Consider the following 11,201-nt stretch of genomic DNA (forward strand, 5'->3'; position numbering starts at 1 on the left):
GGTGAACAGGCTTGCCGCAGTTATACCTTATCTTCGACGCCGTCCCGACCTTACTCGTTAATGTTGACCATTAAGCGGGTTGAGGGAGGACTCGTATCGAATTATCTGATTGATCATCTACAGCCAGGACAAATGGTACGAGTCCTGCCGCCAACAGGGCAATTCAATCTGTTTGATATTTCAGCCCAAAAATACCTCTTTTTGAGCGCGGGTTGCGGTATAACACCTATGTATTCGATGTCGCGTTATTTGACCGATACCCAAATGAATGCCGACATCGCTTTTGTACATAGCGCGCGAACTCAAGCCGATATTATTTTTAAAACTTCATTAGAGACCATGGCTACGCGCCATCGAGATTTTAAACTGCGTTATATTGTGGAGAATGTCACCACTGATACGGTTTGGCATACTGAGGAAACATTACACGATATCGGCCGTTTAAGTGCCAATAATCTACGAGATTTAGTGCCTGATTTTGCCGAGCGAACCGTATTTTTGTGCGGGCCAGAGCCTTATATGCAGGCCGTGAAAAAGATTCTGACTGATCTTAACTTTGATATGAGTAGGCTGTATCACGAGAGTTTTGCTACCGCAGTGAAAGAAGCGCAAAGCCGAGTCAAGCAAGCTGAAATGCAATCAGCAAATCAAGTTAATGCCAGCGCAAGCTTTATGTTATCTATTGGGGATAAAAAGCGGGCCTTAACGGCAGAGCAAACGTTACTTGAGGGGATTGAAGCTGAAGGTTTACCGATTATTGCGGCTTGCCGCTCGGGTGTATGTGGCGCGTGCAAATGCCAAGTGCTCGAAGGGGAGACTGAGTCAACTAGTAGCATGACATTGACGCCAGCTGATATCGATGCCGGATATGTGTTAGCCTGTTCAACTAAGCTTAAGTCGGATGTAACGCTGTCGTTGGGCTAATATTGAGTTGTTTGAGCCATCCTTAACGGAAATATTTTGGTAGCGTAGTTGCGATTATATCGCTGAGAACGTAAGGTTAAAGACAAGGGCGGAGTTCACGCCCAGTCTCATCGTCCGGCTGGAGTCTCTCAATGACAACGACAACCACTTATGCCGCAAAAATTGAAGATCGCAGCTTAGGCCATTTACTTTACGCCTTAATGTCCGGCTTTCCGTTGTTACTGCTTCCTGTGCTGCTGAGCTTGTTTATTAACTTGTCTCAGCGACACTCTCAAGGCAATGCGGTACTAGCTTCGCACCTGCGTTGGCAACGCCATTCTAATATGATTTTTTTAGGACTCTTAATATTAGGTTATTGCTTGCCGATTACTTGGCTTAGTCTTTCGATTTATCTCTTTGGTATTATTTGGTTTTGTCATCGGATAATTAAAGGCTGGTTAAGTCTATTGGATGGTTTAGAAGTCTAAAACTTGTGCTAGAGTCTTTTCATCTTAACGAGATAAGAGGCTCTAATGTCTAGTTATCAAATTCTGTGTATTCTCTGTGCGTTAGCCTTAGTCACCTCAGTGGCATCTTCACGTTTACATAAGCTGCAAGAAACCGTTGCCATTACCGCATTGGCGTTGGGCATGAGTCTGTTGCTATTGTTGGGGGGGAAAGCACTTGGCGGTAATGTTTATGGTTACTTTGTGGCAGGGCTGGAGAAACTCGACTTTCAAGCCTTATTGCTCAATGGCATGTTAGGTTTCCTGTTGTTTGCTGGGGCATTACAGATCCGCTTAAAAATCTTAAGGCATCAAAAATGGGAAATCCTCATCCTTGCCTTTGTCAGTACCTTGCTCTCGACTTTTATCGTCGGTGGTTTGCTTTACTACATAGCTCCCATGTTGGGATTGCCCTTGGCCTTAAGCCATTGTTTGCTCTTTGGCGCCTTGATTTCACCCACAGATCCGATTGCCGTTTTAGCCATTTTGAAGAAGATGGGCGCGCCCGAAGATATTGCTATTCAGGTGGAAGGGGAGTCGCTCTTTAACGATGGCATTGGGCTGGTGATTTTTGTGGCCATCTCCCATCTAGCCTTTTCAACTGAGCCGCTGACGTTCACGCAAATCTCGTTATTGTTTGTTCAAGAGGCGCTCGGGGGCATCGTTTATGGCGCAGCGCTGGGGATATTGTTGCACCATTTCTTTCGCTACTGTGAGGAAGAAACTCAGCTGATGTTGGTTACTTTACTGATCCCGACGGCGGGTTATGTTATCGCCGAAGTATTAGGGGTGTCGGGGCCGCTGGCGATGGTGAGTGCGGGGATGATTATCGGCAACTACAGCGTGCCTAAGTATTTTGTGCGCCATGAGCGGGTAAAACTCTATACTTTTTGGTCGTTGATTGAATCCTTCTTCAATGCGCTGCTGTTCCTCCTGCTGGGATTATTACTCCTGCTTGTCACCTTTAAAGCGCCATTATGGTGGTTTATGCTGCTGGCTATTCCGCTGGTATTAACGGCGCGGGCGGTGAGTGTGTTTTTGCCCTATATGGGATTTAGATTGGTTAAGTCCTACAATCCTTATGCTGAGTCGATCCTTATTTGGGGCGGCTTGCGGGGTGGGCTGGCATTAGCGATGGCGATGAGCTTGCCCGAGGGCGTTATTATTGATTCACAAAGCGGTGTCGAGCTGCGAGAGCTACTGCTCGTGATGACCTATGCGGTAGTGGTGTTTTCAATCCTTATCCAAGGTTCAAGCATGACGGGGTTAATTCGCCGCAGTAATGCGGTGGCAACAGATACCAATAGCCAGATTGCGCCCGACCGAACCTAGCCCTGCTGCGTTTAAGCTCGATGCCTAAAATCCTAAAAGCCCTAAACAATACAGCCACGATATTCGTGGCTGTATGTTCTTCAGTATCCTTATACACGCAAATTAGCGGTATAACTCCCTTACGACCTCGCTCATCAGCGCCAATGAGTCATGTGCTTTATCTTCTTCGAGGGAGCAATTCAGCACTAGGCCATCGGCTTTCAGCTGTTTAATCCCTTGAGTTTGCAGTGGCAGCGCATCTTCGCTGATGGCATAACAAGGGTTAATTACTATGGGGAGATGACTGTTGGCCTTAATTTGGATGAGGCTTGCTAAATCCAAGGTGGGTAAGTTGGCATTGTTATAGGTACGAATGCCAGAATCACATAGGATAAGCTGTTGGTTACCTTGGCTTAAAATCGTCTCCGTTGCCGCCATAAACTCCTCATAGCTTGCCATATCGTGACGTTCGAGGAATAGCGGGATTGGCAAGGTGCCTGCCTGAGTCAGCAAGGCCTGATTAAACATTTGTTTGCCCGTTAAGAACAACATATCCGCATGGCCTGTCGCCAACGGCATATCCGTCGCCTGTTCGATGGCAATAACACAAAGCAAATCATACTGATGCAGGGTTTGGCGCAGCTTAGGGATGATGGCTTCTGCTGAGGTGAGCGAGTGGCATCCGTCTAAAATCACCGCTTGGAAACCCGCTTCTTTTAGCTGTTTCACTCTGCGCTCAAAGGCGGATAAGACGGCTGGTGACGACTCTAACAGCAGGCTTTTGCTCAGAGTTATCTTGGCAATAGCACCAAGATGGCCTGCGCCAATGGTAAAGGGGCCGCAGTGAATTTCACTCGCCTGCGCCTTATAAGCCTTAGTGTAACGATAGGGAGATGACTTAGTGCTTACTTCACTGAATACTTCGGCTTTAGAGGTATTAGGTTCAATCAACAATTGGCTATTGCTGAGTTGTGTCGGTTTTACGGTTTCGCAAGGGTAACACCCCAATACTTTGATAAACCGCGTGATCCTCTCGAGCTGTTTGAGCCCTTGCTGCATGGCTTCGCTGGAAATATTGGCATCGATATCCAGATAAAACATTTCTTCCCATGGGGTGCCTGGGATTGGGCGAGATTCGAGTTTGCTCATATTGAGTTGATGCGCCTTGAGCACCAATAGGGCTTCAACCAACGCACCCGCCTTTTGGCCTGTGGCCATAATCAGGGTAGTTTTTGCGGGCAATTGCTCGGGTACGGCTACGGCTTTTCGAGCCACAACAATAAAGCGGCTTTGGTTAATCTTTTGATTGGCAAGGCCAGATTCAATTGACTCGAGTTGGTACAGCGCGCCACCTTCTGTGCTACCAATCGCAGCGGCGCTATTGTCGGTAGACTGGTTGACCTTCTCCATGGCTTCGGCGCTGCTTGAGCAATATTCCAGTCTTAAGCCTTTGTGCTGGCTAAGATAGCGGCTGCACTGACTGATGGGCTGTGGGTGAGCATAAACAGTTTTGATATCGCTCAGTTTGCTGCCCGGTTTGCCCAATAGGCAATGGCTTACTTCGATAGTCGTCTCGCCCACGATGGACAGGCTTGTATGTTGCAGTACGTCATACACTTCGTTGATTGAGCCGGACGAAGTGTTTTCTATCGGCAAAAAGCCATAATCGGCGTGGCCTGACTCAACGGCTTGGACTATCTCATCGAAACTTTGGCAGCCTAAGTCGAGCATCTCAACCTGACGACGTTGGCAATAGCGAGACGCGGCAAGGTAAGAGTAGGAGCCGCGGGCGCCAAGGTAGGCGATACAGTATTGTTGTTTTTGCGTTTCAGGGTTCGCGCGGCCGTGAAGATAAGCCTGTTGATTCAGTACCGAGTCTTCGATAATGCTTTGATACAGCGAGATAACATAATGGGCGTCTAAGCCTTTTTCTCGCCCTGCCGTCACTAATCTTGCCAGCAGTTCTTTTTCCCTTTGGGTGTCGCGAATGGGTCTCACATCTACTTCTTTACTGCGGGCCACTTCAAGACTTAAGCGGCGACGTTCGGCGAGTAACGAGAGAAGCTCATTGTCGAGCTGGGTTATTTGCTCTCGAGTGTGATTTAAAGGCTGTGGTTTTTGCATTCTGACCTCATTTGCCGCCGGATTCTCAAGCGTTTAAGACGAAAAAGCCTCCCAGTGGGAGGCTTTGGATTTTTACTTTCGTTTTTACACAGTAAATCCGCCTCCTAGAGTGGGGGTGTAAAAAAGAAAGTAAAAAACGCTAAGGTATTTGTTTTCATAGGGACTAAAACTAAAGGGCGAGGACGTGGCTGTCAATCAAAAAATATTCAATAGCAGTATTCTTTCACATCGAGGTTGTTGTTAACTCTTCTCACGCAATCAAATTGAATGAACAGATAGTTAATCGCATTAGTCTCAGTGGCATTTCGCTTTCTTTGCGGCATAAAAAAGGCGAAGAAATGTTTCTTCGCCTTTTGGTCTTGTTAGGGATTATTCGCCTAATTCGACGCCAGCACGGTTGATCAGGAACTGAGTCAAAATCGGTACTGGGCGGCCGGTTGAACCTTTATTGGCACCGCTGTTCCACGCCGTACCTGCGACATCTAGGTGAGCCCAGTTGTACTTTTTCGCGAAACGCGAGAGGAAACAAGCCGCAGTAATCGCGCCCGCTGGACGACCACCTAAGTTGGTCATATCGGCAAATGGGCTATCGAGCATATCTTGGTACTCATCCCACAGTGGCATACGCCATGCGCGGTCACCACTCTGCTCACCTGCATTGAGTAGCTCATGCGCAAGTGGATTATGTGATGAGAACAGACCCGATGCATGTTTACCTAAGGCAATCACGCAGGCGCCAGTGAGCGTAGCAGTGTCAATCACTAATTCAGGATCGAAACGTTCAACATAGGTTAACACGTCACACAATACTAGACGGCCTTCGGCGTCGGTGTTCAGAACTTCAACAGTTTGCCCTGACATGGTGGTTAAAATGTCACCTGGGCGGTAAGCGTTGCCCGATGGCATGTTTTCACAACCTGCGAGAATACCGACGACGTTGATTGGTAGCTTCATTTCACAAATGGCTTTCATGGTGCCGATCACACCAGCAGCGCCACCCATGTCGTATTTCATTTCATCCATGGCTTCGCCCGGTTTTAATGAAATACCGCCTGAATCGAAAGTCAAGCCTTTACCAATCAATACGATAGGTTTTTCCGTGCTGTCGACGGCACCCTTGTATTCCATCACTGTCATAATGGATTCATTGGCGCTGGCACGACCTACGGCAAGGTAAGAGTTCATGCCGAGTTTCGCCATTTGCTCTTCACCTACAGTTGATACATGTAGATTTTCGTGGACTTCGGCCAATTGGCGAGCTTGAGAGGCTAAATAGGCTGGATTACAGATATTTGGCGGCATGTTAGCCACATCGCGGCATAAATGCATACCAGCAGAAACGGCCATGCCGTGCTCAATCGCGCGTTCACCTAAGGTTAATTCGCGACGTGTTGGCACATTAAATACTAATTTACGCAGCGGACGACGGGTCTCACCTTTACGGGTTTTGAGCGCATCAAAGCTGTATAAACTACTATTGGTGGTTTCGACCGCTTGGCGAACTTTCCAATAGGTATCGCGACCTTTAACGTGTAACTCGGTTAAGAAGCATACCGCTTCCATTGAACCGGTTTCATTTAAGGTGTTGATGGTTTTAGTGATGATCTGTTTGTACTGGCGCTCGTCTAGTTCTCGTTCTTTGCCGCAACCGACTAACAGCACTCGTTCACTCAATACATTAGGAACGTGGTGCAGTAATAACATCTGCCCAGGCTTACCTTCTAAATCGCCGCGACGCAGTAGATTACTGATATAACCTTCGCTAATCTTGTCTAATTGCTCGGCGATACCGGATAGACGGCGGGGTTCATAAACACCGACAACGATGCAGGCTGAGCGTTGTTTTTCGGGGCTACCGCTCTTTACGCTAAACTCCATGAGCACTCCTAGATTCTTAAAGACAAATTTTTATATTTATTGGATAATGTCTGCTTGTCCCGAAAAGGGCCTAAGTTATTACTCCAAAGGTGATTTATTCTCGGCACTTGAGTCACGTTTTTGTGAAAAAGCCGTGACATTTAATGTAAGCCAGGAACCCCTGAAGTTGGTCAGAAAACTACCAAAAGTAAACAGTTTACATGAAAGTTAGTCTGTTACCAGCAAAAAGATAAGTTTAGAGACCGGATCCTACCTGTGATTGTATTTAGATACCTTATTCGAGAAGTTTTAAAGGCGCAAATTGCGGTACTTTTTGTACTGTTAACTATTTTTATTAGCCAGCATTTCGTGCGCATATTAGCCGACGCCTCAGACGGTGAATTTCCCGCTTCTCTTATCGCCACCTTGATAGGCCTTAATTTACCCTATCTGGTTGTTCTGGTTTTACCTTTAAGCTTATTCCTTGGGATATTAATGGCCCATGGTCGCATGTATGCCGAGAATGAAATGGTCATTCTGCACGGTGTTGGTGTGAGTGAATGGTATGTTACTCGAGTAACTTTGATCCTTGCCGTTATTAACATGTTGTTTACTGGGTATTTATCCCTTTATGTTGCGCCTTGGGCTGAGGAGCAACAAAACCAAGTGCTGGAGAAAGCACAATCTGAAGCAGGCCTTGCCGCGCTCGTGCAAGGGCGTTTTCAGGCCAGCCCCAATGGCCGTGCGGTACTGTTTGTCGAACGCATTGGCAAGGATAATGAGCTTGAAAAAGTATTCGTGGCCCAACTCCCCGATCCAAATGACGAAATCGGCTTGACTAACGTCGTTGTTGCCAAGGGGGGGCGCGTTAATGAAGATCAAAATGGCTCACAGCAGTTACAACTCAATGATGGGGTGCGTTATCAGGGCAGCCCACAACAAAAAGACTACCAAATGATTGAATTTGGTGGCTATAAGATGCAAATCAAAGAACAACAGGTTGATGAACGTCGCCGTAAACTTTCAGCTTTACCGCTGGCAGACTTGATGAAAGTAGAAGGTTCTGAAGCCGTGGCTGAGTTTCATTGGCGTCTAGCAATTCCGTTGGCGATTCCTATTATGACCTTAATTGCAGTACCTTTGGCTCGGGTCAATGTGCGACAAGGCAAGTTCGCCAAAATGCTGCCCGCTGTTCTCTTGTACCTAGGTTATTTTGGTCTGATGGTTGCGGGTCGTAAAGCGCTGCAAGATGGCGTTATTCCACAGTATTTAGGCATGTGGTGGATCCATTTGTCGGCACTGATTATGGGGATTTTACTGCTCGGTAAAGACAGGCCCCTATTTGCCCGTTTATCAGCGGCAATGGCGCGTAAAAAGGTGGCTGCATGAAGATTTTAGACCTTTATATCGCCCGAGTTTTATTAAGCACCTCAGCGTTATGTTTACTGGTGCTGACAGGTTTGTCAGGCATTATTAAGTGGGTAGACCAACTGCGCTTAGTGGGCCGCGGCACTTACACTATGATGGATGCGGGGATTTATGTGCTATTCCTTGTGCCCCGCGATATTGAAATGTTTTTCCCGATGGCTGTGCTGTTAGGTGCCTTGATCGGTATGGGGATGTTAGCCTCTAATTCGGAGCTTGTCGTCATGCAAGCATCGGGCATGTCGCGTTTGCAGATCACGCTATCGGCGATGAAAACTGCAGTGCCGCTGATGCTGATGGTCATGGCATTGGGTGAGTGGGGCGCCCCAATTGCGGAGCAAAAGGCTAATGAACTTCAGGCCATCAAACTCTCCGGTGGTAGTTTGATTAAATCTCACCGAGGTATTTGGGCAAAAGATGGTGATTTGTTCGTGAATATTGGTGAAGTTGCGGATATCGATAAGCTCAATAATATCACTTTATATAAGTTTAACAGTGAGTTAAAACTCACCAATGTAGTGCATGCTAAAAGTGCGTTATTCAGTAAAGACAGTTGGCATCTCTCGGATGTTAAGCGTACCGATTTAAGCTACGACGAAGTGAAACTTGAGCATTTAGATGAAGATATTTGGCGCTCAAGTTTAACGCCTGACAAGCTCAGTGTGGTATCGGTTAAGCCTGAGGCCTTATCGATACGCGGCCTAATGGGATACTTAGAGTATCTTAATAGCAATAGCCAAGACCCAAGTCGTTACGAATTAGCCCTTTGGCGCAAGGTGATGCAGCCTGTTACCGTAGGGGTGATGATGCTGGTGGCGTTATCTTTTGTATTTGGACCGTTGCGGACAGTGACTATGGGGGCGCGGGTGTTACTCGGGGTGGTTGCTGGATTTAGTTTCTATATCAGTAATGAGATATTTGGCCCCATGAGTATTGTTTATGAACTACCTGCGTATGTCGGGGCGATGGCGCCAAGTCTACTATTTACGGGTATTGCCTTTTACTTTATCCGGCGGTGATAAACGCGGGTAATAAAAAACGACGCAATGGCGTCGTTTTTTATTGGGACAATTTTATAAGCGACTAAAAGCTAAATTTAAGCGCCATGCCAATTACGCATTTGGTTAGCTTCTTTGGATAACACGACTACTTCAGAACGGGTCATCATATCCTGCAGTGCGAGTTTATCGTCGTTGATCAGCACCCACAGATTACCAATACCAAGTAATGACCACACAATGCGAGCGTAAGCGGTGATAAGGCTTAGATTTTGGCCGTTTGGGTGCTGGATCTTAAGGCGCCAGGCGCGCATCCCGAGGGTTTGGCCACCTTTACTCCAAAATAGCGCATAAAAAGTACCTACGCAGAGCGCTAACCAAAGTTGATAAATCCCATGGTAAATCGGTGTGCCATTGAGGGCGTCGGACACATGCTCGAAGCCATTCATGCTAACGAGGCCAGAGGCTGTGAGTCCAAAAAAAATACCAAAGCCAATAGCGCCCGAAAACATATATACGGCTACCGCTAGCAGTAGGTCATAGATGATTGCCCCTAGGCGGCGAAAGAATCCGGCGCGGGGAAAGTTGGCATGTTCAGCATTTAACATCGGCGATCCTAATTCTAAATGGATAAATGACGATAAGGTTTAAGCTTCTGGTTCTTCATCACGTACAAAGTGGATATTGCTAAACCCAAAGCGAGCAAATTCGACTTTGCGATAATCTTTTTCAGCCTTGGCGCCTTTGCGTGAGGTCATGGCAATTTGTTGCTCCATCGCCAGAAACTTGGTTAAGTCTATACCTTCGGCCTCCGCTACGGCCTCGTATAAATCGTGATGTTTAGCATAACTAAAGGCAATGGTTTTCGTCTCACCTTTGAAGGTGTAAGTCACTTGACGCGCCATGGTTTTCTCCTGAAATAAGTCCTGAAATGGTTCTGAAATTAATTAAATTCGCTTCTAAAAATAAAATACACCGCTCCGAGGATGCACAGACCCGCCCAGAGATAATCGAGTTTCAGTGGTTCCTTCATGTAGAAGTAGGCGAAGGGCACAAACAAGCTTAAGGTAATGACTTCCTGTAGGATTTTTAATTGTCCGACATTCATCACTGTGTAGCCGATACGGTTAGCCGGCACTTGCAGTAGGTATTCAAACAGGGCGATGCCCCAACTGACCAAGGCAGCGATAATCCAAGGCTTTGAGCCTAAGGACTTTAAATGTCCGTACCAAGCAAAGGTCATAAAAATATTGCTAAGACAGAGTAAACCGATAGTTGTCAGGGTTGGATTCATCATTCTTCTCGATGATTAAGTTTATAAATCATGTACATGGCATCATCAGTGTAGCTACCAAGGCATTTCTCTATGGCTTTAGGTTTAAAGCCCATTTTGCGCCAATAGCTATCAGCGCCTTGCACCGCCACTAAGGAGAGGGAGCTCAAGTTAAAGCGATCGGCAAGCTGCTTTAGACGCATTAAGGCTTTAGACCCAGCGCCTAAACCTTGAGCCTTTGCCGATATCGCAATATCGTGCAGATACAAAGTATCGGCCTTAGGTAAATGGGTGATTGGCTCATAAAGTGCGGGAGGCATATTGGTGGTCCAAGGATGAGCAAGACAATAGCCCACCACTGAGTCATTTACCTCAAATACAAAGCAGGATTGAGGTGAGACGTGCCACTTGCTTTGCAATACATGCAGGGGTTCAGGATCTAGTTGAGAATAACATTCTTCCTGGATCTGTAAAATAGCATCCCAATCCTGTGGGGTGATTGCACGCAGTAACATGGTCGACCTTTTTCCGTCCAAAAGCAGTTTGAATAAATAAGTCCGGGATTATATACCCAAATCGCAGCAAAAGCTTTGAAACTCCGATAGTGATGCGATTGCGCCAAGTCTAAGCGCTAGAGTGTTATTGCCAACGCTTTATGACCTAGCGCTACTGCATTTAGCCCAAATAGCGTTGAGTTAAATGCTTAGCCAGATATTGACTGTTTAACGGCTCGCCTGTGGCTTGAATGATGAGTTCATCCGTTGTCAGTAATGAGCCTTTGGACCAAATATGCTTGCCAAGCCA

Annotated in this window: 12 protein-coding genes and 1 other annotated feature; of the genes, 5 read left to right on the forward strand and 7 right to left on the reverse strand. The window is 46.7% G+C overall.

The window, feature by feature from the left end; translation table 11 throughout:
- From L976_RS15140 to L976_RS15150, 3 genes are all read left to right on the forward strand, one after another.
- On the forward strand, window positions 1–924 hold a 924-nt coding region (locus L976_RS15140; RefSeq protein WP_047540565.1), incomplete at its 5' end, for a hybrid-cluster NAD(P)-dependent oxidoreductase.
- Between the two features lie 131 nt (window positions 925–1,055).
- The gene (locus L976_RS15145; protein ID WP_037425417.1) at window positions 1,056–1,391 is read left to right on the forward strand and encodes a hypothetical protein; all 336 of its coding nucleotides are present in this window, start codon (window positions 1,056–1,058) and stop codon (window positions 1,389–1,391) included.
- A 45-nt stretch (window positions 1,392–1,436) separates the two neighbouring features.
- The gene (locus L976_RS15150) at window positions 1,437–2,741 is read left to right on the forward strand and encodes a cation:proton antiporter (RefSeq protein ID WP_047538024.1); all 1,305 of its coding nucleotides are present in this window, start codon (window positions 1,437–1,439) and stop codon (window positions 2,739–2,741) included.
- Window positions 2,742–2,843: 102 nt separating this feature from the next.
- Here L976_RS15150 and L976_RS15155 read toward each other — a convergent pair whose 3' ends face one another.
- Together L976_RS15155 and pepA are read right to left on the reverse strand one after the other, a co-directional pair.
- Window positions 2,844–4,844 carry a chorismate mutase gene (locus L976_RS15155; protein ID WP_047538027.1) on the reverse strand — a complete coding sequence of 667 codons (2,001 nt, stop codon included), beginning with the start codon at window positions 4,842–4,844 and terminating at the stop codon, window positions 2,844–2,846.
- Window positions 4,845–4,881: 37 nt separating this feature from the next.
- Window positions 4,882–5,000 (reverse strand) — a sequence feature (Phe leader region).
- A gap of 213 nt (window positions 5,001–5,213) precedes the next feature.
- A complete protein-coding gene (gene pepA / locus L976_RS15160) occupies window positions 5,214–6,722 on the reverse strand; it encodes a leucyl aminopeptidase (RefSeq protein ID WP_047538030.1) in 1,509 nt (502 codons plus the stop codon).
- A 255-nt stretch (window positions 6,723–6,977) separates the two neighbouring features.
- Here pepA and lptF point away from each other — a divergent pair, with 255 nt between their 5' ends.
- Both lptF and lptG read left to right on the forward strand, forming a co-directional pair.
- Window positions 6,978–8,090, forward strand: a complete 1,113-nt coding sequence (gene lptF / locus L976_RS15165) for an LPS export ABC transporter permease LptF (RefSeq protein ID WP_037415652.1) — start codon at window positions 6,978–6,980, stop codon at window positions 8,088–8,090.
- Entirely contained in the window at window positions 8,087–9,145 is a 1,059-nt protein-coding gene (lptG, locus tag L976_RS15170) for an LPS export ABC transporter permease LptG (RefSeq protein ID WP_037425424.1), read from the forward strand. Before lptF ends, lptG begins: the two co-directional genes overlap by 4 nt.
- A 77-nt stretch (window positions 9,146–9,222) precedes the next feature.
- Here lptG and L976_RS15175 read toward each other — a convergent pair whose 3' ends face one another.
- The 5 genes from L976_RS15175 to L976_RS23345 all read right to left on the reverse strand — a co-directional run.
- Entirely contained in the window at window positions 9,223–9,732 is a 510-nt protein-coding gene (locus L976_RS15175; protein ID WP_047538033.1) for an RDD family protein, read from the reverse strand.
- A 39-nt stretch (window positions 9,733–9,771) separates the two neighbouring features.
- Entirely contained in the window at window positions 9,772–10,029 is a 258-nt protein-coding gene (locus tag L976_RS15180) for a DUF2960 domain-containing protein (protein WP_011071581.1), read from the reverse strand.
- Window positions 10,030–10,067: 38 nt separating this feature from the next.
- Window positions 10,068–10,418, reverse strand: coding sequence for a DMT family protein (locus L976_RS15185; RefSeq protein WP_037415674.1), 351 nt, complete (start codon window positions 10,416–10,418; stop codon window positions 10,068–10,070).
- On the reverse strand, window positions 10,418–10,912 hold the full coding sequence (locus L976_RS15190; RefSeq protein WP_037415676.1) for a GNAT family N-acetyltransferase: 495 nt from the start codon (window positions 10,910–10,912) through the stop codon (window positions 10,418–10,420). Before L976_RS15190 ends, L976_RS15185 begins: the two co-directional genes overlap by 1 nt.
- Window positions 10,913–11,072: 160 nt before the next feature.
- Window positions 11,073–11,201 (reverse strand): hypothetical protein (locus L976_RS23345; RefSeq protein WP_197062282.1); only part of this gene is annotated, 129 nt, incomplete at its 5' end.

It is taken from the genome of Shewanella sp. ZOR0012 (genome assembly GCF_000798835.1).
GTDB lineage: Bacteria > Pseudomonadota > Gammaproteobacteria > Enterobacterales > Shewanellaceae > Shewanella > Shewanella xiamenensis.